Raw genomic sequence first — 25,247 nt, 5'->3', positions numbered from 1 at the left:
CCCGCACGCGGACTTTCTGCATGAATTCGCTCATTTTGAGCGCGCTGCCTTTTGACCCAGCGCCAAGCGGCTAAAGAGCTCGCGCTGCGCATCGCTGGTCGCCTGCCAGCTGAAGCCTTCTGCATAACGGCGCACATGCCTGCGATCCGCCTGCTTGGCCAATTGCGCGGCGATGGCAGCGGCAAATGCGGGGCCAGAGCGCTCGGCCACGAGCATGCCGACTGCTGGGTCAGAGACCACTTCGGGCGTTCCCCAGATGCTGCTGGCCACCACCGGCGTGCCGCAGGCCATGGACTCCAGCAGCACATTGGCCCAGCCTTCGCGGCTGCTTGCCAGAATGAACAGGTCTGCGGCGCTGTACCAGCGATACAGGTCGACATTGGGCTGGGGGCCGGCAAAGATCACGCGGTCGGCTACACCCAGTCGCTGGGCCAGTGCGCGCAGTGCACGCTCTTCCTCACCCTGCCCCACAAGCACCAGGCGCGCCTCAGGATGGCTCTTGCCGAGCTGGGCTAGCGCCTCGATGCTCAGGTGGTGGCCCTTGCGCTCCACCAGATAGCCCACGCTTATGAGCCAGGGGCCGGCGCCAACCAAGCCGAGTTCCTCACGAGCCTTGGCCTGATCCGTGGGCCGGAAGCGCTCTAGGTCGACCCCGTTGCGGAACACATGCAGCTTCTGCTCGGGCAGCCCCCAGTCCCTGAGTACGTCGATCAGTGCACGGCAGACGCCGATAGACGCGTCTGCCTGTAGTGCGGCCTCGTGGATGCGCCGACGCGCCCGCGCATTCTGCGGAATCAGGTTCAGGTCCGTGCCACGGGCCGTGATGGTCAGCGGCTTGCCGTAGCGGCGCGCCAGCCAGGCTGCTGCCACACCATCCGGGTAGTAGTAATGGGCGTCGATGACGTCAAACTCGAAGCCTTCGTCCAGCAGTTGGTCGATGGCGCGCGCCGCGCCGCGCGCAAGCGAGTCGGGAGCTATTGCCATGCCGACCTTGGGCGGCAGGAGATAGCGCGGATGCAGCACATCCAGGCCGTTGCGCTGCTCACGCCGCGGGGTTGCCGCCATCTTTGCGTATTCGCCAAAGCGGGGATGAGTGAAGGGGAACCAGGGTACCGGCGCGACCACCTTGGCTTCGATGCCGCCCCCTGACAGCAGCTCACGCAGCCGCGTCTCCACGAAGATGCCATGACCCGGTCGCACGCTGCTCGGATACAGCGTCGAGAAGGTAAGCAAGCGAAGCGGTCGGCTCATGATTGCGAGGCGGCAACGGGCCGCGTTTGGACGCCCAGATCTTCGAACAGCTTGGCCACGCGCCGGGCATGCTGGCTCCAGGTCAGGCCTTTGTTCGTGATTACTTCCCGTGCCTTGGCGGACACGTCCTCGCGCATGCGCGGGTCGGCCGTCAGGGCATCCAGCGCTTTCTCAATGCCCAGTTCGTCGTCCGGTCGATACAGGTAGGCGTTTTCGCCATGCGCCAGAATTTCGTGATGATTGGGCTGGTCAGGAGCGACGATGGCCTTGCCCAGCGCCAGGTACTCGAACAGGCACAGCGGCGATGCATAGGGAACAAGCGCTGTCTGCAAGGCGATATCAAAGGCCATTGAAAGCGCCGGCACTCGCTCGCGTGGGACAGCACCGGTAAAGCTCAATCGGTCGGAAACGCCAAGGTCGGCGGCACAGGCCTCGATCTCGGCGCGCGCTGGACCATCGCCAATCACGAGCAGGTGCACGTTGTGCGCCGCTGGCTGAGTTGCGATCCATTTCATGATGCGGTCCAGCCGGTCCCACTCGCGCACGAAGCCTGTGAAGCCAACGACCAGACGTCCTTCAAGACCCAGCTCGGCCTTGGCCTGCTGCGCTGTTGGCAGCTTCTCGAAATGCGCCGGGTTGATGCCATTTGGAATCACCTGGATTCGGGACGGATCGACGCCAATGCTCACCATGTAGTCCGCCAGGACCTGGGTGACCGGCAGGATGCGGTCGGCCTGGCGCCACACATAGCGCTCGAGGCGATGCGCCAGGCCAGGCATGGAAAGTCCGCCATACTGTGCACGTTCGACCGCCATCGGGGCGTTCACTTCCAGGATCAAAGGGAGCCTGAATCGCTTCTTGGCCCAGACACCGGCCAGCAGGAACAGGTTGTATCGTTCGTAGATGCCGTCGGGCTTGAGCTCCCGGATGGCTCGAGCCATCCTGCGATAAGCCACGAAGGAATAAGCGACTTCTGCCAGCTCGTAGGCAGGCTTGGGCAGCCAAGTCTTGAGGATTCCAACCCAACCCGCACTGCCCCCGCTGGTTGACGCCACAGCATCGACCGCCGGAGCGCTTTCAACGACGACATGACCATTGGCCCGCAAGCCGCGGATCATCTCCTCAATATGGGTCGACTGGCCATCGCGCGAAGCGGTGCGGTGGTGGTATACGATCTTCATGATGTCTGTCGCTAAGGTGGTCAGGCGGCGCGTGAAACGTTGCGCAGGAATGCGTCAAACATCAGCAGCGTCCACAGTGGCGTACTGTGATCGTGCATCCCACGCTCATGCTGGTCGACAAGCCGATTGATCTCCTTCTGGTCAAACCAGCCCGTTTCCGCGAGCTCGCCTTTGTCAAGCAGCGCAGATCGCACCCGCTGTTTCAGCGGGCCTCGCAACCAGCGTGCCAGGGGCACGGCGAAGCCCATCTTTGGACGGTAGAGCACGTCGTGGGGCAACATGGGCTCCATTGATTTCTTGAAGACCATCTTGCCTTCGCCGTCGCGCAGCTTCAGGTGAGAAGGCAAGGTAGCCAGCCATTCGACGAGCTTGTGGTCCATCAGCGGCTCGCGCACCTCCAGACTGTGCGCCATGCTCGCGCGATCGACCTTGGTATTGATGTCACCCACCAAGTAGGTCTTGTAGTCGATGTACTGGATCAAGGCCAGCGGATCGTCCGTGCCAGCCTTGGCCGCGTGGCGCTCGAAAAGATCAATAGCGTTATACCCCTGCAACTCCCGATGCAATTCGGCACTGAACAAGTTCTGGCGTGCGGGCTCACGAACCAGGCCCATGGTGTTGAAGTACCCCTCTACCGAGCTGCGCGCCATCGCCTGGAACGTGGTCTTTGCCCGGAACATGCGCGGCGCCCAGTCGGCCTTGGGATACAAGCGCCCCAGGGCGCCGAAGAGCGGCCGGCGCAGTGCTGCCGGAAGGCCGCGCCGCATGCGCTCTTCCATCATGTGCAGCTTGTAGCGGCGGTAGCCGCCCAGACTTTCGTCGCCACCATCTCCACTGAGCGCTACGGTCACATGCTTGCGGGCCAGTTGGCACACCCGGTAGGTCGGAATGGCCGAGCTGTCGGCATAAGGCTCGTCGTAGAGATGGGCCAGTGTGTCGATGAGGTCGAAATCGTCACTGCCGACGATTTCTAGGCGATGGTTCGTCTGGTAGCGGTCGGCCACCGTCTGGGCAAAGGCCGATTCATTGAACTGCGGATCATCAAACCCGATCGAACAGGTGTTGACCGGATCGTCCATAAGGCCTGCCATCATGGCAACAACCGCGCTCGAATCAACGCCACCTGACAGGAAGGCACCAAGTGGCACCTCGGATTTCAGCCGGATTCGGACGGCTTCCTGGACTCGATCGCGCAGTTCGGCGCACGCGTCGTCGACGCCAATCTGGTTGTCGAGCGTGAAGCAGACGTCCCAGTACTGGCGCGGCGTGGGCGCGGCCTTGCCGCGTTCGAACAGCACGCAATGCCCGGGTTCAAGCTTGCGAGCCTGCTTGAACACGCAGCGCGGTTCTGCAACATAGCCCAGCGCAAAGTATTCCTCGATGGCAAGCGGGTCGATCGTACGAGGCAGGCCGCCATGGGCCATCAGGCTCTTTAGCTCGGAACCGAACAGCAACCAACCGTCATCCAGCAACGCGTAATGCATCGGCTTGACGCCCATGCGGTCGCGCGCCAGGAACAGCGTGCCGCGCCGGCGGTCATGCACGGCGAAAGCGAACATGCCCCGGAGGTGATGAACGCAATCCTGGCCCCAGTGTTGCCAGGCATGAATGATGGTCTCGCTGTCGCTCTTGGTGCGGAAGCGATAGCCCGCCGCCTGCAGCTCCACCATCAATTCCTGGTAGTTGTAGATCTCACCATTGAAGACGAGACCGACTGAGCGGTCCTCGTTGAAGATTGGCTGCTGGCCAGTTGCAATGTCGATCACAGACAGGCGGCGATGGCCCAAGCCGAGGCCAGGCTCCAGGTGAAGGTCTCCCTCATCGGGACCGCGGTGGTGCTGCGATTCATTCATCCGATGCAGTCGTTCACGCTCAGGCATACGCTGCGCTCGGGTATCAAAAAGGCCGGTGATGCCACACATTTCGTCTGTCCTTAACGGCGAAGGCTGCCGTCATAAAGTGCCTGATAGGCGTCCACCATGCCTCGCAGGCTGAATTTCTCATGTACGCGTGCCAGTGCAGCCTGCGCAAGGGCCGTTGCCTGCTCAGGATGCTGCAGCAATTGCTCAAGCGCCGCCGACAATGCAGCAGCGTCGCTCGGCGGCACCAGCAATCCCGACACGCGGTCTTGCAGCAGCTCCGGTGTGCCACCCACGGCTGTGGCCACGATTGGGCGGGCACACGCCATGGCTTCGAGCACCGTGTTGCTGATGCCCTCGGCACGCGAGGGAAGCGCGTAGATGTCGAACCACTGCATGGCCTGAGCCACGTCGGAGCGATCACCGGGCAACCAAGCCAGCTCAGCGAGGCCCGCCTGTTCGAGCCGCTGGCACGCAGTGCCATGCAAGCTGCCGCCGCCGAGCATTACCAAGCGGGTGCGCTGCTTGAGCTCGGGGGCACGCTGCATCAGCTGAATGAAAGCTTCGACGAGGTTGAGGGGGTCCTTGATCGGATGCATGCGCCCGACTGATCCGATCACCAGATGCTTGCCCGGTGTCCACGGCCAGTCCGCAGGCGGCTGCTCGCCCTCACGCACCGCATGGAATCGATCCGTATCGACGCCGTTATAGAGCTGGTGCACGCGAGCCGGTGCAATGCCGACGCGCTCAGTCAGGTAAGACTGCAAGTCCTTTGATAGCGCAACAAAACCGTGGACAAAGGGCGCCAGCAGCCGCCGCCACCACTGGGGGCCCTTGGCCTGGCCATCGGGGTCGGAAATATCGTAGCCATGCTCGCCATGCAGGCGCAATGGCACCCGCGCAGCCCAAGCTGGCAACACAAATTCCAGCGCACCGAGATTGCGGGTATGCACGACAGCGGGCCGCAACTCGCGCAGCACCTGATACATGCGGCGATACAGCCAGAACCCCTGACCTGGTTGCTTGTTCAATGCAATGAACTGCGTCCCGGCCGCAGTCACGCGCCCCTTGAAGGCAGTGATCTCGGTCAGCGCCAGCACGGCATGCCGGTAGGCGGGCATGCTGTTGATCAGATTGACGACCCCGTTTTCCAGGCCCCCAGTATCAAAACGGTGGAGTACATGGACGACCAAGGGCCGAGGATCGGCTGCTGCCATCAGCAGTCCACTTTCAGAGGCGCCATAGCTTGTAGCCGGCGCCTTGCAGCGCAGCGCCGTCGAACGAGGCCTTGACGTCAATGAACGCGCCACCCTTGACCAGCTTCTTGCCGATGTCTTCTACGCTCAGGGATGAATATTCACGGTGCGCCACGGCAGCAACGATGGCATCGGCGCATGGCAGCTCATCCCAAGGCACCAGAGTCACGCCGTATTCGTGCATTGCCTCCTCTGCCTCGGCCTGCGGATCCGCGACACAGACCTGCACACCATAGGTCTTGAGTTCGTTGATGATGTCGATCACCTTCGAGTTGCGCAGGTCACCGCAGTTCTCCTTGAAGGTCAGTCCGAGCACATTGACCTTGGCGCCCTTGATGGGACTGCCGCTGGCAATCATCTGCTTGATGGTCTGCTCGGCAATGAATTTGCCCATGCTGTCGTTGATGCGGCGGCCTGCCAGGATGACTTGCGGGTGGTAGCCCAGCATGTCGGCCTTGTGGGTCAGGTAGTACGGGTCCACGCCGATGCAGTGGCCGCCCACCAGGCCCGGCTTGAACTTCAGGAAGTTCCACTTGGTGCCGGCGGCCTCCAGCACCTCGGAGGTGTCGATGCCGATCTTGTCGAAGATGATGGCCAGCTCGTTCATCAGGGCGATGTTGAGGTCGCGCTGGGTGTTCTCGATCACCTTGGCGGCTTCGGCGGCCTTGATGCTGGACGCACGATGCACGCCGGGGATGATGATGGTTTCGTACAGCTTGGCCACCTTCTCGAGCGTCTGCGGCGTGTCGCCGGACACGATCTTGAGGATCTTGGTCAGCGTGTGTTCCTTGTCACCCGGGTTGATGCGCTCGGGGCTGTAGCCGACGAAGAAGTCCTGCTTCCACTTGAGGCCGGATTCCTTCTCCAGCACCGGGATGCAGACCTCTTCGGTGGCGCCGGGATAGACCGTCGACTCGTAGACGACAGTGACGCCCTTCTTCATGTGGCGGCCCACGCTGGTGGAGGAGCCGATCAGCGGCTTGAAGTCCGGGATGTGGGCCTCGTCCACCGGGGTGGGCACGGCCACGATGATCATGTCCGCCTCGGCCAGCATGGCCGGGTCGGCGGTGTAGACCGCGTGCTTGGCTTCCTGCACCTGCTCATCGGTCAGTTCGCGCGAGGGGTCGGTGCCGCGCTGGCAGGCTTCGACCTTGGGCACCGAGATATCGAAGCCGATGGTGCGCATGTGCTTGCCGAACTCCACCACCAGCGGCAGGCCCACATAGCCCAGACCAATCACTGCAACGGTTGTCGCCATCTCGATTCCTCTACTTTCTTTCTCAAATCCGAAGTTCGGTTATTTCTGCCCGCTGCGCGCGGCCTGCAAATGCTGCTCGATGGCAGGCCAGTTCTCGCGCAGGAATTGCTGGAGCAGTTGCGGCGCAATCTCGCCATTTTCTGCGGGGTTCAAGGTATACACGGTGACAGCGGCAGAATCATCGCCCCGGCCCTGCAGCCTCGACAAGGCCGTGTAGAGCTTCACGCGCATGTCGCTGCTGGTGAGGTGGCCGTCGACCCAGTAGAACTGCCAGACCAGCAGGCGAGGCGCGGCCTGGCTCGTCAGGCCGCGCAATTGCATGCCTCGCACGGCCACCGAGCCGGCGCTGCCGAACTCCACCGTGCTCGCCGTGTCGCTCACGCGTGCCCATTCCTTGTCATGGGACTGCACGAGCATGTTCTGCGAATTGATCAGTTTGCTGTCGTAGCCTTGATGCCGGTAGTACGCCAGATGCAGGCCGACCTGGGCGCCGCTTTTGCCATAGGCCCCATGTGATTGAGCGGCCGGATTCTCAAACACGGGAGCCCAAGTAGTCAGCAGCTCCGCCTGGGATTGCCAATTGCCGAGCACGGGAACTGACATGCGCAGCTCACGGGGGCCCTCACGGAGATCCAGACGATCCAGACCAAAGCGCGGCAGGCTCAGCACCAGCAGCGCAGCGGCAGACACGAGCCAGAGCACGTAGCTCTGGCTCCGCACAGGTGACTCGGTGGCCAGCGGCGTGTACACCAATTCGGGCTCGGTCCAACGTGCGCCGATCATGAACATCAGCAACATCACGATGCCAAAAAACACCCAGCCGTAAATCAGATGATCAACCCCAACGGCGAGCTTGTTGCCCGACACATGGCCTAGGAGCACGATGCCATAAGCCCGCACCCAGTTTGCAACGATGGGCAGCGCAATCGCCACGCCGACAAACGCCCAGCGGCGCTTCATCGAGTTGTAGTTCAGGTAGGCGAACAGCGTGCCCACCATCAGTGACGCGATCAGATAGCGCACACCGCTGCAGGCCTCGACCACCGACCAGTGGCCCGAAGGAATCACGAACTGCAGGCCTTCGCGATAGACCGGAATGCCCGTCAGGCGCAGCGCCATGACAGTGAAGTCTGCAGTGCTTTCCATGAGCATCGGCATCATGAACTCGCCGAGGGGCACACAGAAAAACAGGAACCCCAGCGGGAACGCGATATGCGCCGCCACCCGCTTGCCAAGGACCGTCGGCACCGTCAGCACAATCATGGCCACTGCCATCAACTGGGTCACGGAATTGGTTGAGACCAGCTCGCCGAGCAGCCAGCCCAGGCCCATGAGCGCCATGGGCAGGAGGAAGATGGGGCTGGGCTTGGGCTGCATCTGTGCCAGCTCATGGCGACGCCGCCAGATCAGCCACAGGGCGAGGGGTGGCACCACGAAGGCATGGGCAAAGGTTTCGGAGCGCTCCCAGATCAGCACCATGGCCGTCAGGGTGTCTCGGAACAGCCAGCCGAGGCCCGCCAGCAGCAGGGCCAAGGCCAGCAGCGGCTGCCGCCAGTGAGCCGGCAACGCCGCGCGCGCCGGTTCTTGCATCACTTGGCTCATCCAGCAATCTCCTCGGGACGCGTCAGATATCGATCAAGGCCCGACAAATGGGCCGTCCAGGCATAGGACTTCAGCACGCGTTCACGACCCGCCGCGCCGACGGCCGCAGCGTCGGCCGGTGAGCCAATCAGGCGCTCGACGGCAAACAGATAGTCCTGCGCAGATTCGGCGGCTACCAGCTCCCTGCCCTCCTCCACGTCCAGCGCCTCCACGCAACTGCGCGCCGCGACAACCGGGCGGGCCATGGCCATCGCTTCCAGCACCTTGTTCTGCACGCCGCGCGCCAGTCGCAGCGGCGCCACCACCACGGCGGCATGCTGCAGCCAGGGACGCACATCGGGCACGGTGCCGGTGACGTTGACCACATCGCTGGCCAGCGCCTGCACGGCCGGCGTGGGACTGCGGCCGACGATGTGGAAGCGGACCTCCGGACGGCGCTCGCGCAGCTTGGGCAAGACTTCGGTGGCGAACCACTGCACGGCGTCAACATTGGGCCAATAGTCCATGGCACCAGTGAACACCACGGGCACCTCGCCCGCCGCATACGGAGATTCGCGCCCTGCCGCAGGCTCGAAGAACTGCGCGTCGACACCGTTGCACAGGGCCTCGACCGGCGCAGCAGCGCTTTGTGGCGACAGCTTGCGGAACAGGGCCACTTCCTTGTCGGTGACGAAGAAGGAGCAGCGTGCCTTGGCGGCCACCGCGGATTCATACGCCAGCAGCCGTTCGCCTTCACGCTTGTACAGCCAGGACATCGGCCAGCGATGGGCGGCCCCGTAGTCCGTCCACTTGGCCGAGTCGACGTCGACGAAGTCCACCAGCATCGGCAAGGCGGGCAAGGCTTCGGCGTACTGCGCCATCGAAGACGAGAACACCACCACGGCATCGATCTTGCCGCTGGCGCCAAGCTCCTGGACCCATTCGCTCAAGCAGGCGTCGCGGTAGTAAGGCAGGCTCAAGGCCTCACCGCTCAGCAGGCCACGCAGGCTGGCCAGCTTGGCGCGCGAGGGATGCAGGCGCGCGACATGGGCTCCGGCGCACATGGCGCGCACGGTGTCCACATGCTGTTCGTCGTCCGGGTCATCCACGAAGGTGCCGAGGAACACGCGGTGCTGCGCCTGCAGGTGCTTGAGCAGATGGAAGGAGCGCACCTTGTCGCCCTTGTTGGGCGGGTAAGGCAGGCGGTGGACGAGCAGGAGGATATTGGCCATCGACTGCTTCTCTCTCAGCCCAGGCTGCGCACAATGAACGGACCCAGCCAGTTGGCCCAGCTGATCGGCATGCGGCGCCAGGTCTTGATCAGCAGCTGGTACTTGGCATTGTTCGGGTTGTTCTGCGGAATGGCGTCGCGCTTGTACAGCTGGTACTCGTAGTTCAACGGAGTGGGTTCGAAACCCCAGTTCTTCTTGAAGCTGTAGGAGCCGGTGCCCTGCTTGCTGCGGCCATAGTCGAAGACTTTCAAACCGCGGGCGCAGGCGCGACGCATCAGCTCCCAATACTTGAAATCATTGGCGGCCAGGTCGCGGGCGCTTTCGTCGTCGCCGGCGTAGTACGGCAACACTTCATCGCGGAAATAGAAGCTCAGCACCGAACTCAGGGGCCGGCCGTTTGCATCGGTCACCGTCAGCACTTCAGCGTCCTGGCCGAATTCCTTCAGGAGCGCCTCGAACCAGCGGCGCGGCATGGCTGGCGTGCCGTGGCGGTGGACGTTGTCGGCATAGAGTGCGAAGAAGCGGCCGGCGTCGGCATCGATGTGGCTCTGCAGCTCGTTCTTGATGCCCTTGCGAACCATGGCACGCTGCTTGCGCGGAATGGCCAGCATGTTCGCTTCTTCTTCAGCAAGAATTTCCTTGCGGAAGGTGACGTAGAGGTCTTGCCGTGGCCAGTCTGCATTGCGGGCATGAACCTGGCGCAGCTCCAGATGCTCGGCGCCGAGTTGGCGGGCGATGTTGCCGGCCTCGGCTTCCAGGGCCTTGGCCACGCTCTCGTCTTCAGCGACCACGCCACCATAGACCGCAAAAGGCAGCCCCACCAGGGCATGGCCGAACAGGCGACTCTTCACCTGCGCCAGTGGCAGGATGCCGACGATGCGAGCTTCCTGCTCGACGTATAGGAAGAAGCAGGCATGGCCCCAGACCTGGCTGATCACCCGCAGCCAGCCGGCGCGATGAAAGAAGCTGGCGTTGGGCTGCGCAAAGACGAACTCGTCCCAGCGCCGCATGGCTTCAGCGTCCTGGGCTTGCAGGCGCTTGACTGTGAAGGACGAGCTCATTGGGCAGCGGCAAGCGCATCAGCGCGGCGCCCGAGGAAGATCTCGTCCATCCGGCCCCAGTCAAAGTCGCGCAGCAACTGGGCAATGCGGCCCTCCATGCGCTCGATATTGACGTAGTGGCGGAAGCGGGTCTTGGCGTCGATGCCTTCGATGCGCGGCTGGCCGGCATCGATTTCCCAGGGATGGAAATAGAAGATCGCCGACTGCTGCTCGCTCTCATTCACGCGGCCCACCATCCAGCGCGACAGCGCGTAGGGCAGCAAGCGGAAATAGCCGCCACCGCTGCTGGGCAGGTTGCGACCGGCAAGGCGCAGCGTGGTGGGCGGAATCTCGAGCAGACCCTCGCGCACCGGATAGGCGAAGCGAGGCGCGTCGGGCATGCCGTAGTGGTCGTGCTTGACCGGGTAGACACTGGAGCTGTAGCGATAGCCCTCTTCCAGCAGCACGTCGAAAGCCCAGAGATTGGCCTGGCCGATGGAAAAGCTCGGTGCGCGGTAGCCGAGCACCGACTGACCGCCAATGTCTTCGAGCAACTGCTTGGCGCGGCGGATGTCTTGCGCAAACTCTTCGCGGCTCAGGTCGCTGACACGCTGGTGCCCATAGCCATGGCTGGCCAGTTCATGGCCGCCAGCTACGATGTCTCGAATCAGCTGCGGATAGCGCTCAGCCACCCAGCCGAGTGTGAAGAACGTGGCCTGCTTGCCCTCCTGCGCCAGCAGAGCCAGGATGCGCTGCACATTGCGCTCGACGCGGCACTCGCGCGAGTCCCAGTCACTGCGCTGGATGTAGGGCGCGAAGGCCGAGACCTGGAAGTAGTCTTCCACGTCGATGGTCATCGCATTGCGCGTACCGCGCTGGGTGGGCATCAACATCTTGCTTGCTTGCCTGCTTTCAGGCCCCGAGCCATTGGTAGAGGTCGGCGGCAATGCGCTCGGCCGTGTGGCCGTCCCAGTACTCGGGCACGCGACCGCGCTTGCCCTGGCCAGCCAGGATCTCGGCCACGCCGCGCAGGATCGCTTCGCGGTCCAGGCCGACCATGGTGTTGGTGCCCTGCTCCACCGTGATCGGGCGCTCGGTGTTTTCGCGCAGCGTCAGGCAGGGCACGCCCAAGGCCGTGGTTTCTTCCTGCAGGCCGCCGGAGTCGGTCAGCACCAGCGTGGCGCCACCCATCAAGCCCAGCATTTCAAGATATCCCTGCGGCGGCAACACGGCCACGCGGGACGGGTCCAGCATGTCCTTGAGACCGAAGCGCTCGATATTGCTGCGGGTGCGCGGATGCATCGCAAACACCAACGGCAGGTCCTTCGAAACCGTGTCAAGCACGGTCAAGAGGGACTTCAGCGTCTCGGCATCGTCCACGTTCGAGGGGCGGTGCAGCGTGACCACGCCATAGCCCTTGGGATGCTTGATCAACGCCGGGTCGAGCTGGTGCGAGGCCAGCGTGTCAGCCGGCGTACGCGCATGCGGACGGCTGGCTTCCAGCGAATCGATCATCACATTGCCGGCGAACACCACGCGCTCTTCGGCAATGCCTTCGCGCACGAGGTTGGCCAAGGCGCTGCGTTCCGTCGTGTAGAGGCGATCGGCCACCTGGTCGGTCAGGAGACGGTTGATCTCTTCCGGCATCTTGCGGTCGTAGCTGCGCAGGCCGGCTTCGACATGAGCCACCGGGATGTCTTTCTTAACCGCGACCAGTGTGCAGGCCAGGGTCGAGTTCACATCGCCCACCACAAGGACGCAGCTGGGCTTGTGCTCGTCCAGCGCCGGTTCGAAACGCTTCATCACCTCGGCGGTTTGCACGGCGTGCGAGCCGGAGCCGACTTCGAGATTGATATCAGGTGTGGGCAGGCCCAGGTCGACGAAGAGCTTCTTGCTCATGTCGGTGTCGTAGTGCTGGCCGGTATGCACCAGGAGCGCAGGAATCGGCGGCTGATGCTGGGCCAGGGCGCGCAGGATGGGCGCCATCTTCATGAAATTGGGCCGGGCGCCGACGATGCACATCACTGGCCCCAGGCTCTTTGCAGCAACATCACTCATTCGCGCGTCTCTGTCGTGGTGGGCCGCACGGCCTTCACCAGTTTCTGCAGCAGACCCAGGGTCTGCAAATTGATCTTCTCCAGCCTTTGCAGGCTGGCCTCCAGACGCTGGAAGCGCTCCAGTTGCTGTGATTGGCTCAGCGCCGAGAGTTCACCGTCGAGCCGGCTCATCTCGCTATCGCGCAGGTCCAAATCGATCTCGACTTCACCGGTGAGCGAGCTCAGGTCGTCCAGCTTGCTGGCCGAGGGCTTGACGGGCACCGCAGTCTCGGCTTCGACGTCCCGCAGCACTTCCTGCACATCAGCCAGCGCCAAGTGGGTCTTGCCGGCCATGAAGCCCAGCAGCAGCAATCGGTCGCACAGCGAATTGATGCGCCGCGGAATACCTTGGCTGGCCTTGTAGATGGCCGGGAAGGCATCGGCTTCAAAGGTCGGCTTGCCGGCCGCGCCCGCGCACTTCAAACGGTGCTCGATATAGCGCTGAGTCTCGTCTTCATCGAGCGGGCCGATATGGCAGGTGGCCGCCACGCGCTGGCGGAACTGCTCCATCTCGGGCCGCGCCAGGATGCCGCGGAACTCTGGCTGGCCGACCAGAAAGGTCTGCAAGAGCGACTGGTTGCTGAACTGGAAATTGGACAGCATGCGCAGCTCCTCGACCGCGCGGGCCGAGAGGTTCTGCGCTTCGTCGACGATCAAGAGGCAGCGCTTGCCCAGGCTGACCTGGCTGACGAAGAAGGCCTCCAGCGTCATCAGGAGCTCGGACTTCTGCAGGTCCTTGACGCGCACGCCGAAGGCAGCCCCCACCATGCGCAGCGTATCTTCTGCGTCGAGCTGGGTGGTGACGAGATTGCCGATCACCACGTTGCTGCGATTCAGGCTGTCCAGCAGGCCGCGCAAGAGCGTGGTCTTGCCGGCACCGATCTCGCCGGTGATGACGATGAAGCCGTCATTGCGCAGCACGCCATAGTCCAGATAGGCCTTGGCCCGGCGATGCTGCTTGCTGCCGAAATAGAAATTCGGGTCCGGGCTCAGCTGGAAGGGCTTGCTGCTGAGCCCGTAAAAGGCTTCGTACATGGCTGCTACTGGAACTGCTGAGTAAGGGTAAGTGTCACTGCGTTCTCCTGATAGGAGCGCTGCGCACTGTTGAAGCGTGCATGCCGCAGGTTGGCCGAGTAGGACAGGTATGGATTGATCCGGCCATTCCAGCTGGCCAACAAACTCTTCAGATCTGTGGCCTGGCTGGTCGTCACATTGCTGCTACGTTGCTCGGACACAGTCAAACTAACCGCACTAGCGGGTGAAAGCCGGTGCGAGAACGTGAACGCTCCCGATCGCTGCAGCAACAGTCCGCCGCCGCTTAGGTCATCCACCACCGAGCTGAAAGGGTCCAGACGGCGCGTCTTGCCCTGGCTCAAGGTTACGGTCGCCGTGCTGCGCACACCCAACAGTGAGGCGGCGCCTGTTTGCATGCGAGTCATAGTCGCGGCACCGGACAGGAAGCCGCTGTTGCCCAGTGCATCAGGATTCAAGCCATTGTTTTGCAGGTAGGTTCGGACCAGCAGATCGCGCTTGACCGGATCGGGCTCGAGGGCCGTGAAGATCGAATCGTAGAGCGCGTAATTGGTCAATCGCCCGGACGCACCGACAGCGCCGGGGGAATTCACCATCTGCGAGTCGGCATAGCGCCACGAAGAGCGCGCCATGCGGTGGGAGAATCCCAGACTATGGGAGTTTCCATAATGGTGGCGACGCCAGTCCGCGTTGAGCGTAGTGCGCTCCGTCGGCGCCCAAGCAAGCACCAGTCCGTAGGTGCTTGCCGTGACTTGATTCAGCGTCATGTAGTTGCTTCGCTCCTTGCCGGCCTGCAAGTTCAGGTTGAGGTCCGGATTCGGGCGCAGGCGGATGCCCGCCAGCACACTGTCGGTTGCGACGCTGCGTGCCTGGCCATTTCCGCTGGTGCGCTGCGCGTTGGCTGACAAGTTCCAGTTGATCAGCCGATGCGCGCCGCCCAGCCCCTCAAATCCCGCTGCGACCTGGCCACTGCGACCATCGCCGATGATCGAATTCTTGACCCTGCTCTCGACAGCAGTGGCGCTGAATTCGTAACTGGCCACGGAGGCCACGATGCCGCGCAATCTGGGGGCTACCATGAGGTTCGCCAGCTGCGCCTGGTTGGCGTTACCAAGATTGGAACTGACGGATTGCTCTGCAGAAAAGGCAGAACGTGCCTGCTGGCCCAAAGTGGCCCTAACGTCAATGAGGAAGCGTCCATCAAGCAAGTTCACAGTCGCCTGTGAAGTCAGATGATGCTGAACGCGGTCGCGCTGGCTGGTACGGAGGTACACCAGACCATCCATTGAATAGTCCAGCGAGCCACGGAACGCGCCGTTGTAGCTGCGCAGGCTCAGGCCCGGCGAGATTACGCCGATTAAGGCCCTATCTTTGGCGCCGGTTTGCGGTGTGCTCAGGCTGTCGGTGGCAGTACCGCTGATTGAGAGCAAGGGCTGGATGCTGAAGATGCGACGCTCAGCCGTCCGCTCCTCGCTCTGGCCCCAGGCCATCTCACTTGCCAACAGGAGCAACAGCGCCTGAGTCAAGTACCTCAGTGCCGGCACGCGAAGTCCTCGCAAATCACTCCGGCTTGGGATCATTGCCATATCCGTAGCCATAGCCATAGCCATAGCCATAGCCGTAACTGCCTTCGGAACCAGCATGCGCCTGGTTGAGCAACATCATCTTGACCGGGCAGGACTCGATGCTGGCCAGAGCCTGCTGCACCGCGCCTTGCAGCGTCTTGTCAGCGTGCACAACGATGACGATCTGCCCCATATGCGAAGCGAGCACGCGAGATTCGGTGGTTAGCAGCAGCGGCGGCGAATCAAAAATGATGATGCGGTCCGGGTAGCGCTGGGCCATGTCAGCCAGCAGTGCCGTCATCGCATCGCTGGCCAAGAGCTCGGTCGCCCTTGGATGCGGTGTACCGCTGGGCAGGATCGTCAGCTTGTCAATATTGGTGCGCAGCAGCACGTCAGCCATGTCGACCTGGTTTTCCAGCACGTCGAGGAGGCCCGGGCCCTGTGGCAGGCCCAACATGCGCAGCACCGAGGGGCGGGCCACGTCGGCGTCCACCAGCATCACGGTGTTGTCCAGCTCGGCTGCAATGCTCAACGCCAGGTTGAGAGAGGTAAAGCTCTTGCCCTCGCCAGCCAAGGCGCTGGTCACCATGATCAGGTTGCCATGATTGAGCTTTTCGGTACCCTTGCCCATCGCGTTCTTGATCAGCGGCCGTTTGACAACCCGGTACTGATCGGCGATGAAAGTGCGAGGCGCGGTCGGCACGAGGAACCCTTGGGCAGCCAGGGCCATCAGGTCCAGCTCGACGCGCTTGGATTGAAGGGCTGGTACCTCGGATTCCGGCTCGGCCGCCGGCATCGCCGGCGGCAGTTCGGGCTGCGGCGGGGCTTGCACCGGCGCGTCCGGCAGGATCACGCCCGCCTGGCGCAGTTGCTCCAGCCTTTGTGCTGCTTGTTCGATCAGGCTGCTCATGTTCAACCCACCTGCTTGCTCATCAGAATCGCCATGATGGATAGGCCCACGGCAAACACGACCACCAGGCCACCACTGGCCACGCCGAAGCGAACCAGATCGACACGTACACGGCGCTTCTCAGCATCACTGATCAGCCGGGAAACGACACCCAACACCGGAAGTTCGGTGCGCAGGCGCAGTTCGCCCGCGTCATGGAAAACCGGGCGCAGCTGTGAGCCGACAAAAGTCGCGAACACACCTGCCACCAGGCAGACAGCCAGCACGCCAGCCAGGAGCAGCAAGCGATTCGGGGCCACAGGCTTGGGGTCGGCACGGGGCGGGTCGATCAGCTTGAAGTCCGCAACGCCGCTGGCAACATCGAGCTCACCAGACAGCGAAGCCGACTCGCGACGTGCCACCAGATCTTCGTAGTTCTTCTTGTGAATTGAGTAGTCGCGATTCAGCTGGGCAAACTCCGCCTCCAATTGAGGCGCTGTCTTAACTGCGGCCAATGCCTGGGCATAACGAGAAGAATATTCATCAACTCGAGCTCGCAGGCCGGCCACAAGGACTTCCGAAGACGCCAACATTCGCGCCAACTCCTGCTGAGCCAAGCTGGACGGCTGCCCGTTTGGTACCGACTGCGCTGCGATGGCTGCTTTGCGCAGATCTGCTACCTCTTTTCGCTTCTGTTCTTCGAGATCCTTGAGCAACTTGCGCGCGGACACGATGTCCGGATGCTGCTCGGTGAAGCGCTGCAGCAAGGCGTCAAGGTTGCGCTTCAGGCCGTCGATGCGGGCATCAAGTTCGGGCGTACTAACGGTCAGTGCCGACTCCTGCATCAAGCTCTGCGTGGTCGTATTGGTGCCACGGGTCCGTTCACCTTCCAGCTGCGCTCGCGCCGCGTCGCGAGCCTGGGTAGCCTCGCGCAACTCCAGCTTGGCACGATCCAGTTGGCCGCTCATCTCAGCCAGGCGCGATGCCGAATCCTTGCCATCTGCATTCATCGTCTGCAGATTGCGCAGCCGGAACTCCTTGAGGCGAGACTCTGCCTCCTCCAGCTTGCCTTCGTAGTTCTTGATTTGGTCGGTAATGAAGCTGGATGCTGTGGCGCTGTCCTTGCGGCTAGAACCCAGGCTCGACTCGACAAAGATCGTGACCAGCGACTGCACGGCGCGCTTGGCCAGCTCCGGGTCCCGGTCTCGGTAGGCCAGCGTATACAGGTTGTCACGGCCGGCGCTGCTGATCTTCAGCTCAGAGCTAACGCGGTCAATCAGCGCCTCCTGCTCCGCCTTGGTCTGGTTCTTCAGATCCAGGTCAGCCATGCGCACCAGCTTTTCAACATTGGGCCGGCTGATCAGCGTCTTGCTGAGCATGTTGATCTGCATCTCGACGTTCGGTGACACTGCCATGCCCGACATCAAGGGCTTCAAGATGGACTGCGTGTCGACGTAAATACGCGCAGTGGCCTCGTAGCGATCGGGCATGCTGAATACAACGATGGCACCGATAGCGCCGGTCACCCAGGCGACGAGCACGCCGTACCAGCGGTATTTCCACATCCGCCTGGTGACCGAGAACAGTTGAGCGAGCAGGAGGTCCATCAAACAATCTTCAAGCGTTGGTAACGAGAGGGCCGGGGGGCGGCCATCCCTGAACTGCAGCCCGGCCGGGCCGCAGACAGCTGTTCAGGTCAGAAGAAGCTCTGCGGAATGATCAGGATGTCGCCGGGCCGCATCTCGACGTTGGCTGACACGTCGCCGCGCTTGATCAGGTCCTTCAGGCGCACGGAATACTGCTTGTTGCCTTCAGCGGAGCGCAGGATGGTGGCACTGTTGCCGGCAGCAAAATCAGTCAGGCCGCCGACAGCGATCATCACGTCCAACAGCGTCATCTTTTGCTTGTAGGGCAGGAACTGGGGCTTGGCGGCTTCGCCAACCACGCGGATCTGCTCGCTGTACGGCCCGACGAAGCCGGTGACGATCACGGTGACGACCGGGTCGCGCACATACTTGCTGAGCTGCTTCTCGATGTCGCGGGCAATCTCGATAGAGTTCTTGCCCTGTGCCACCATTTCATCAATCAGTGGCGCCGAGATCTTGCCGTCTGGGCGCACCGGCACCTGCATCGACAGCTCCGGGTTGCGCCAGACCATGATGTTGAGGCCGTCACCGGGGCCGATGATGTAGCTGTAGTCTTGCGTAGCCGCCGTGACAGGCGCAGGAGGAATGCCTCCCGTGCTTGCGCAACCAGCAAGCAGACCGAAGGAAACCGCCAAAGCCAGCAAGCCGGAGCGGCCCGAAATGGATGCAAACAGTGTCTTCAAGGCAATTCCTCTCGATGTAGGTGGCGACAGCGCCAAGCCGCTATGCGTTGAGCTACGCACAGCGCTGACCGGCGACCTGCTGATTCACGGATCATGCCACAGGGCTTTGACGCTTTTGTGCCCAGCAAACAGGGGGCTTGCGAGTAGGCGCGAGCAATATCGCACGGGGATTCGATCAGCTTGAATATCGGCGCCGACCCGGCTCCGGTTGTAGGGCCGACAGCGCTCGGCGATACTGCCCAGCGACTGCCGGCCACCCCGCCCGGGACAGCCCGCCGGCAATGCAAAGGAACCAAATGCAGTTTGACTACGCCCGCGCTTTCTCCCGCAATATTGGCTGGGTGACCGAGTCAGAGCAGGCCAGGCTGAGGAATGCCCGCATCGCCATTGCCGGACTGGGTGGGGTTGGCGGGGAACATTCGCTGGTCTTGGCGCGGCTGGGCATCGGCAAGCTGGTCTTGGCCGATTTCGACGAATTCGACCTGCACAACATGAACCGCCAGGCAGGCGCCTTCATGTCCACCATGGGCCGAACCAAGCTGGACACAATCGAACGGATGACGCTGGACATCAATCCGGAAATTCAAGTCCGGAAATTCCCGTCCGGCATTGATCTCAATAATCTGGATGAATTCCTGGAAGGCGTCGATGTATATGTTGACGCACTGGATTTCTTCGCGATTGACATTCGTCGCCAGGTTTTCGCGCGCTGCCGTGAAAAGGGAATTCCGGCGCTGACCGCCGCCCCCCTGGGCATGAGCACCGCCCTGCTCTACTTCTCAGCCGATGGCATGAGCTTCGAAGACTATTTCAAGCTGGAAGGCCACACGAAGGATGAGCAACTCGCGCGCTTCGCCGTCGGGCTCTCACCGGCCATGCTGAACCGGAGCTACCTGGTTGCACCCGAGGCCGTGAATTTCCGCGAGAAGCGCGGCCCGTCCACCGGCATGGCCTGCGCACTTTGTGGCGGCGTGATGGGTACGGCCGTTCTCAAGGTACTGCTCGGGCGAGGCGCCTTGCGACCAGCCCCGTGGGCGATGCAATTTGATGCCTATGGGCAAAAGCTCAAATTCACCTGGCGCCCCTGGGGCAATTCGAACCCCCTGCAGCAACTACTGCTGATGCTGGTCAGGCCACTGCTCCGGGGCAAGGACGCAGGCTCCAAGGCCAAGACCTGAACGACATTCAACAATAGAAAAAGCCCGCAACTTTCGCAGCGGGCTTTCTTCTTGGATCGAGTCGGGCAAGCACCGACTTGTGCCAAGCGATGCGCTTACTTTGCGCGGCGACGGCGGCTCAGCAGGCCCAGACCAGCCATGCCCAAACCCACCAGGGCCAGCGAACCCGGCTCAGGGACGTACACGGCGCTGAAGTCACCAGTAATCAGGTAGGGGAACGGGTCAGTAGCGCCACCGGTGGTCGGCGTGATCGCGTCGAAGTCACCGTTGGTTTGAACGCGCATGTGGAACGGTGCTGGATCAAACCAATAGCTCGAACCCAGAGCCGTCAGCGACAACTCTTCAAAGAAGATGTTGAAAGCACCCGGGGGACCAACCAAGTCACCCGTGCCATAGCTAACGTCGCTCCATGCGAGCAGCTTGTCTTCGCCACCACCAGCTGATGCGGATTGGAACGTCGTGAAGCTGCTGCTGCTTGTGATGTTGAACTCGGTGTCGGAACCTTCATCCAACCAGATTTCAATCTTGCCGCCGGTACCAAGGAATGTGGTCGTCGAGGATGCCACGCCGGACGCAACGAACTTCGCGTACATGCGATAGAAACGCGTGTCCAAATCGTCGGCACCCAGACCACCGGTCAGCCAAGTGGTAACGCCAAGGGTCCCTTCGTTGCGCAGGTAGCCCGTGAAGAAGCCAACTGCCGATGCAGAGAATGCACCAGGACCGGTCAGGCCGAGAACTTCAGTGTAGGCGCCCGTCAGCTTGTCAACCGTCTTGCTGGTCGAACCACCGACAACGCCAGGAACCGCCGTTTCATTGATCTTCCAATCTTTGAATTCGGCGAAGGCAGAGAAGCTGGTCAAGGCCAACGCGCCTGCAACGCATACGGAAAGAAGTTTGCTCTTCATCATGTCACTCCTGGGTGAAAGCTTGCTGTTGAAGCCACTTGACTGGGCTCACGACCATCTAGTTAGCAGGCATCGTGCCAGAAGTGAATTAGTCAATAAAATCAACAACTTGTGAAAACAAGCCATCAGTAACGCCGGGCAACTGTAAAGAATTTCGTCACAGGCCGGTTAGCACAGATGCCTGCGAGACGATTCAACTGGCCGCGAGCATTGCTCGCACCTCTTTGTACAGCGGGTGCTTTTCACCGAGGCGCTGCAAGGTCTCCAACTCTTGGCGAGCCTGCAGCTTGGAACCCTGCCTCAAGTAGAGCTTTGCCAGTCGCAGCCGAGCCTCATGCCAGTTCGGACGCAGCGACAGGGCCACCTTTTGCGCCTCGACAGCCTTGGGCCAGTCATTCGAAGAGGCGTAGATGTCGGCCATGGTGTCATGCAAGTCGCCGTCTTGCGGTGCAAGCTTGATAGCCTGTCGAATGACGTCCAGAGCCCCCGGCTTGCCAGCACGCGCAAGTGTCCATGCCAGATTGTTGAGCGCCTCAATATTCTGTGGATTGCCTTTGACGACATTTTCATAGTAGCTGCTGGCCAAGCCGAAATCCGAGCGCTTGACCGCCTCGCCAGCAAGATACATCCGGAAGACGGGGTCAGCAGAATGCTGCGCAAGCCATTGGCGCTGAAATTCATCGGCCCGTGCCGACGCCGGCAAGCGCAGGAGCACTCTGTGCAAGCGAACCGCCAGTTCAGGCGCTGCCACCAAATCAAGCCCGCGCCGATAGGCACCCGCGGCCGCGTCCCAGTTCTTCTGCGAAGCCCACAAGTCACCTTCAAGCATGTGACCGAACGGGCTCGACTTGAACTTCTGCTGGGCACTTCGCGCGACCGCAAGGGCCTCCTTCGCCTGGCCCGCATTCATTTCGAGGACAACCAGCATCTGCAAGGCGGGCGCCGAGTCCGGGCTGATCGCAATTGCGCGCCTCAGCGACTGGATTGCAGCCGGCGCATTCTTCTGCGTGATGTAGATCTCCGCCTGCCGCATGTGCGGGACTGACGAGTTCGGCAGGCTCTTCGCGAGCTTGGCGTAGGTGTCGATGGCGAGGTTCACATCCCCCGCCGCCATTTGGATCTGCCCCAGGTTGTCGCTTGTTTCGACGGTAAATCCAATCGCAGCAACGGCCTCCTGGGCGGTACCCAGTGCGCCGCTCTGGTCTCGTCTCATCAATTGCAACTTGGTCAGGACGATTCTTGGTCCCACTTCGCCCGGGAACCTTCTGATCAGTTGCCGAAGGCTGTCGATTACCGCATTCGCATCCGCATTGTCGCGTTCGCGCAGAGAAATCAAGAACAGCTGCGCCTGCACGTTGTCGGGAACCTTTGCTACATAGCCCTCGAGACGTGCCTTGGCGGCATCCACGCGTCCGTCGGCAACCTCCAGCTTGGAGATGGCCGACAACGCCGGGTAATAGGTCGAATCCAGCGTCAGGGCCGCCTCGTATGAAGTTCGCGCCAGCGCCCGGTTTCCGCGCGCCAACTCCAGATTGCCCCGCAGGTTCGGCGCTACGGCATCGTTCGGACGCTTGGCCTGAAGCTTGCCGATGGCATCCAGCGCCTGCGGATACTTCTTCTGACTCATCAGCAGATTGATCAGGGCTAGGTCAGGAAATGTTCCCTCGTCGCCGGCCGCGATGGATTGCAATAGTGAAATCGCCTGCTCAGGGCGGTCCCCGACCGTTTCAGCCAGTGCAAGCACGGTCCGGCTCCGATTGTCCTTGGGATCGAGCTTGGCAGCGCGCGCAAAGTACTCCTGGGCGGCCTCGACCTGACCACTTAGTAGCAAGGCTTCAGCGGTTATAGAAATGGCGTCACCGGACGGGACCGCACGCTCGATCATGGGTCGCAAGCCCCTCAAGGCCTTGTCAAAGCTACCGGCGCGGATCTGCGCGCGTGCCAGCAGCAGTCGAACATGGTCGTCATCCGACAAAGTCGCCGCAGCCTTGGCGAGAGACGTCTCGGCCTGAACCAGCGAACCGCGCTTGAGGTCGATGACCCCCATCAGCTGCAATGCGCGTGGATTGGAGGGTGCAAGTTTCAGGATTTGCTGCGTCTTTTCCTGGGCGGTCTTCAAGTCGCCATTCTCAAAAGCAACCACAGCAGCGATGAAGATCGCATCTGGATGCTTTGGTGCAGCCGCGAGCAAGGGCACCAACCGGGCTTGTGCCGCCTTCATGTCTTTACGGCTGAGCGCGAGGCCAATCAGTGCAACGTGAGCCGGGACATAGCGAGCGTTGGCCGTGAGCGCATCTTGGTATGCCTTCTCAATCGCCTGCACGTCGCCATTTTGACTCTTCAGAATATCCCCGCGCAGCAGGTACGCCTCGGGCAGCTTCTGGTTGATCAGCAGCACACGGTTCAGCAGGTCCAAGGCTTCGTCGTACCGGCGGCTCGCCGCAAATACCTTGACCTTGACCAGATAGGCCTGTGGATAGTTAGGTCCGGCTGCCAGGGCCTGGTCCGCCGCGGCAAGCGCGGCCTCCGAATTGCCAAGAAACAGATGCGCAGAAGCCAGGGTTGCCTTCAGGGCCGCGGTCGCGGCCGCCGTGCTGGGCTTGAACTCGGCGTAGTCGGCAACGACGCGCTTGGCGTCACCGGTAACCAGCAGCGAATAGGCCAGCAGCGGCACCACCTCCTGGGGATCAAAACCCAGCTCGGAGGCCTTGCGCAGCTCGATCAAGGCGCCCCGGAAGTCGCCGATGTCAACCAATGCCCTGCCGAGCATGAAACGCGCCTCGGCATTTTGCGAATCCTTCTCCAGTGCATTCTTGAGGTAGATCGTGGCCGCTCTCGAATCGCGCTTGTTCACGGCCTCCTTGGCCTTCTCGATCAAGGCTTCAGCTGAATCGCCGAAGCAACCCGCCAGCAGCAGGGCGGAACTCAGCACCACGAATCGAGCACGGGCGGGTGTCATGATCTTCACAAGAGGCCTCTTTCCTACCTAGATTGATTGAACCGGACAGGGTCGAACGAAATTGGCTGGCCGTGGCCACTCAACTCGCTGTTTTTCGGCACTTGTACCGACCAGCGTTCGGACCATCCGAGCAAGTTGCAAAACAGCGACAACCGTTCCGCACGGTCCGCTGGCCTGGCTGTGCGATGCGAGGTGCGCTGGCGCGCAGCATGCCTCAAGACAAACCTCCGGGCATCAGCCCAGATCCTGGTAGGTCTGCCCCATCTCCAGCGCGGCAATGCAGTCGCGCCAGTTCTTGTCCGCTTCATCGAAGGTGAAGCCATAGAACACACCCGCTTCGGCTGCCTTGCGGCGCACCGCCATGGCATGCAGGTGAGATGAGGTGGCATTGCCCAGCTCGATAGTCACTTCGCCCTCTTCTTGCAGCGGAAGATCGAGCTTGCACTCGGCCTGGAACCCGGCGAAGGAGATTTCTATGACGTCCAGGGCAAAGCTCACCTCACCAGCGCCATTTCGCATCAGCAGGCGGCCGGGGCAGCGCATTGAAAATCGCCGATGCCGCCGCAGCGGGTGGTGGTCGGCCTCGGCGGTGCCGCCCAGCAATGGCAGCACGGCACGATATTCAGGCTGGTCGTAGATGGACCAGAGCAAGGCCTTCTTGCGGTTGTCCATGTTCTCGAACACGGTACTGGCCTTGTTGAAGAAATGGTCGAGCAGTGCAGGCGTCATCACCGGATCGTTCGTGGTGTGATAACGGCGCTGCGGCCACCGGAAGTTCGGCATCTCGACCGAATAGAAATAGCTGTGCAGGTTTTTTATGGCCTTGCGATTGCCATAGTTGCGCTTGAGCAGCTCAGGCGCGCGCTGCAGATCGAGGCTGGCACCGACAGCCGGCGCACCATTGGCGAAGTCGTACTCCGCCACCGTCATTTCGGTCAAGCGGTCAAAGCTCAACAGGGCTTCGTACAGCTGGATGCGGTCCGGGTTGACGGCGATCACCAGGTGGCGCGTATCAAAATAACGCTCGCAGTACTCACGCATGTACTTCATGAGCGGAAACAGCACCGCCCCGCCGGTCTTGCGAAACGATGGCGCCACAGCCAGGGCGGAAATCTCGGCAATCTGGCCACCGCGTGTGCGCACCGGCTCCAGGTCGAAGATGGCCTGCATCGGGAAGCCGAAAACGCCCTCCCGAATCATCGAAATCGTGCCAACGATCTCGCCATCGAACTTGGCGCACAAGGTGGTGGTTGTGGGCAGAGCGTGATAGATCGTCACACGCATGCCAGACGGGTCAGGTTTCATGAAGCCCGCGCCGACATAGGCGTCATGCAGGATCTTGAAGCAGGCCTCGAGCTCTTCGCGCGTCTCGGCGATCTTGAGCTCCAGGCGCGGATCGGGTCGCGGGTCACAGACGACCAGCGACCGGATCAGCGCAAAGCGCAGGCGCGTAGGCAGCACCCCGAAGGCCCGGCGCAAAAGCAGATGCAAGCTTTTGCGGAATCGGGATCGATTGATTCTGCTCATGGATAGTGGGCGAGGGTCCGGCCTGTGAACACCCGTCCGAGGCTAACAGAGGCGTAACGGCAAGCAAAGCCCGAATCAAGAAGAAACGGGTGACGGGGCTGCCGCG

At 61.9% G+C, this 25,247-nt stretch carries 19 protein-coding genes; 1 reads left to right on the top strand and 18 read right to left on the bottom strand.

Annotation, left to right across the window (positions count from 1 at the left end; translation table 11 throughout):
• Window positions 1-30 precede the first annotated feature (30 nt).
• The 15 genes from ABT392_RS06605 to ABT392_RS06535 all read right to left on the bottom strand — a co-directional run bounded on the left by ABT392_RS06605 (window position 31) and on the right by ABT392_RS06535 (window position 18,503).
• Window positions 31-1,251, bottom strand: coding sequence for a glycosyltransferase family 4 protein (locus tag ABT392_RS06605; protein ID WP_395386258.1), 1,221 nt, complete (start codon window positions 1,249-1,251; stop codon window positions 31-33).
• On the bottom strand, window positions 1,248-2,432 hold the full coding sequence (locus ABT392_RS06600; protein ID WP_395386259.1) for a glycosyltransferase family 4 protein: 1,185 nt from the start codon (window positions 2,430-2,432) through the stop codon (window positions 1,248-1,250). The genes ABT392_RS06605 and ABT392_RS06600 overlap by 4 nt, the downstream gene beginning before the upstream one ends.
• Window positions 2,433-2,452: 20 nt before the next feature.
• Complete coding sequence (locus ABT392_RS06595; protein ID WP_395386260.1) at window positions 2,453-4,354, bottom strand: XrtA/PEP-CTERM system amidotransferase; 1,902 nt, start codon at window positions 4,352-4,354, stop codon at window positions 2,453-2,455.
• 11 nt (window positions 4,355-4,365) lie between these two features.
• Window positions 4,366-5,508 carry a TIGR03088 family PEP-CTERM/XrtA system glycosyltransferase gene (locus tag ABT392_RS06590; protein ID WP_395386261.1) on the bottom strand — a complete coding sequence of 381 codons (1,143 nt, stop codon included), beginning with the start codon at window positions 5,506-5,508 and terminating at the stop codon, window positions 4,366-4,368.
• A gap of 13 nt (window positions 5,509-5,521) precedes the next feature.
• Window positions 5,522-6,805, bottom strand: a complete 1,284-nt coding sequence (locus ABT392_RS06585) for a nucleotide sugar dehydrogenase (RefSeq protein ID WP_395386262.1) — start codon at window positions 6,803-6,805, stop codon at window positions 5,522-5,524.
• Window positions 6,806-6,844: 39 nt separating this feature from the next.
• Window positions 6,845-8,407 carry an exosortase A gene (gene xrtA, locus ABT392_RS06580; protein WP_395386263.1) on the bottom strand — a complete coding sequence of 521 codons (1,563 nt, stop codon included), beginning with the start codon at window positions 8,405-8,407 and terminating at the stop codon, window positions 6,845-6,847.
• On the bottom strand, window positions 8,404-9,618 hold the full coding sequence (locus tag ABT392_RS06575; protein WP_395386264.1) for a TIGR03087 family PEP-CTERM/XrtA system glycosyltransferase: 1,215 nt from the start codon (window positions 9,616-9,618) through the stop codon (window positions 8,404-8,406). Before ABT392_RS06575 ends, xrtA begins: the two co-directional genes overlap by 4 nt.
• A gap of 14 nt (window positions 9,619-9,632) precedes the next feature.
• The gene (locus ABT392_RS06570; protein ID WP_395386265.1) at window positions 9,633-10,679 is read right to left on the bottom strand and encodes a FemAB family XrtA/PEP-CTERM system-associated protein; all 1,047 of its coding nucleotides are present in this window, start codon (window positions 10,677-10,679) and stop codon (window positions 9,633-9,635) included.
• Window positions 10,676-11,551: an XrtA system polysaccharide deacetylase gene (locus tag ABT392_RS06565; protein ID WP_334277026.1), complete on the bottom strand. Its 876-nt coding sequence runs from the start codon at window positions 11,549-11,551 to the stop codon at window positions 10,676-10,678. The genes ABT392_RS06570 and ABT392_RS06565 overlap by 4 nt, the downstream gene beginning before the upstream one ends.
• Window positions 11,552-11,570: 19 nt before the next feature.
• Window positions 11,571-12,716, bottom strand: a complete 1,146-nt coding sequence (gene wecB, locus ABT392_RS06560) for a non-hydrolyzing UDP-N-acetylglucosamine 2-epimerase (RefSeq protein ID WP_395386266.1) — start codon at window positions 12,714-12,716, stop codon at window positions 11,571-11,573.
• On the bottom strand, window positions 12,713-13,789 hold the full coding sequence (locus tag ABT392_RS06555; RefSeq protein ID WP_395386267.1) for an XrtA/PEP-CTERM system-associated ATPase: 1,077 nt from the start codon (window positions 13,787-13,789) through the stop codon (window positions 12,713-12,715). Before ABT392_RS06555 ends, wecB begins: the two co-directional genes overlap by 4 nt.
• A gap of 5 nt (window positions 13,790-13,794) precedes the next feature.
• Window positions 13,795-15,276: a TIGR03016 family PEP-CTERM system-associated outer membrane protein gene (locus tag ABT392_RS06550; protein WP_464970980.1), complete on the bottom strand. Its 1,482-nt coding sequence runs from the start codon at window positions 15,274-15,276 to the stop codon at window positions 13,795-13,797.
• 70 nt (window positions 15,277-15,346) lie between these two features.
• Window positions 15,347-16,261, bottom strand: a complete 915-nt coding sequence (locus tag ABT392_RS06545) for an XrtA-associated tyrosine autokinase (protein ID WP_395386269.1) — start codon at window positions 16,259-16,261, stop codon at window positions 15,347-15,349.
• A gap of 2 nt (window positions 16,262-16,263) precedes the next feature.
• Window positions 16,264-17,847 carry an XrtA system polysaccharide chain length determinant gene (locus ABT392_RS06540; RefSeq protein ID WP_395386270.1) on the bottom strand — a complete coding sequence of 528 codons (1,584 nt, stop codon included), beginning with the start codon at window positions 17,845-17,847 and terminating at the stop codon, window positions 16,264-16,266.
• A gap of 89 nt (window positions 17,848-17,936) precedes the next feature.
• Entirely contained in the window at window positions 17,937-18,503 is a 567-nt protein-coding gene (locus tag ABT392_RS06535; protein WP_395386850.1) for an XrtA/PEP-CTERM system exopolysaccharide export protein, read from the bottom strand.
• A 362-nt stretch (window positions 18,504-18,865) separates the two neighbouring features.
• Between ABT392_RS06535 and ABT392_RS06530 the strand changes: the two genes are divergently transcribed.
• On the top strand, window positions 18,866-19,747 hold the full coding sequence (locus ABT392_RS06530) for a ThiF family adenylyltransferase (protein WP_395386271.1): 882 nt from the start codon (window positions 18,866-18,868) through the stop codon (window positions 19,745-19,747).
• Window positions 19,748-19,842: 95 nt separating this feature from the next.
• On the opposite strand, the gene pepA is transcribed toward ABT392_RS06530, so the two are convergent.
• The 3 genes from pepA to ABT392_RS06515 all read right to left on the bottom strand — a co-directional run bounded on the left by pepA (window position 19,843) and on the right by ABT392_RS06515 (window position 25,105).
• Window positions 19,843-20,655, bottom strand: a complete 813-nt coding sequence (gene pepA, locus ABT392_RS06525) for a flocculation-associated PEP-CTERM protein PepA (RefSeq protein WP_395386272.1) — start codon at window positions 20,653-20,655, stop codon at window positions 19,843-19,845.
• A gap of 193 nt (window positions 20,656-20,848) precedes the next feature.
• The gene (prsT, locus tag ABT392_RS06520; protein ID WP_395386851.1) at window positions 20,849-23,614 is read right to left on the bottom strand and encodes an XrtA/PEP-CTERM system TPR-repeat protein PrsT; all 2,766 of its coding nucleotides are present in this window, start codon (window positions 23,612-23,614) and stop codon (window positions 20,849-20,851) included.
• 234 nt (window positions 23,615-23,848) lie between these two features.
• Complete coding sequence (locus ABT392_RS06515) at window positions 23,849-25,105, bottom strand: GNAT family N-acetyltransferase (protein WP_334277035.1); 1,257 nt, start codon at window positions 25,103-25,105, stop codon at window positions 23,849-23,851.
• Window positions 25,106-25,247 lie beyond the last annotated feature (142 nt).

It is taken from the genome of Paucibacter sp. JuS9, from assembly GCF_044043925.2.
In the GTDB taxonomy this organism is placed as follows: Bacteria; Pseudomonadota; Gammaproteobacteria; order Burkholderiales; family Burkholderiaceae_C; genus JAUASW01.
The sequence above is the reverse complement of the archived record's forward strand: the minus strand, read 5'-3'. Positions and strand labels throughout refer to the sequence as shown.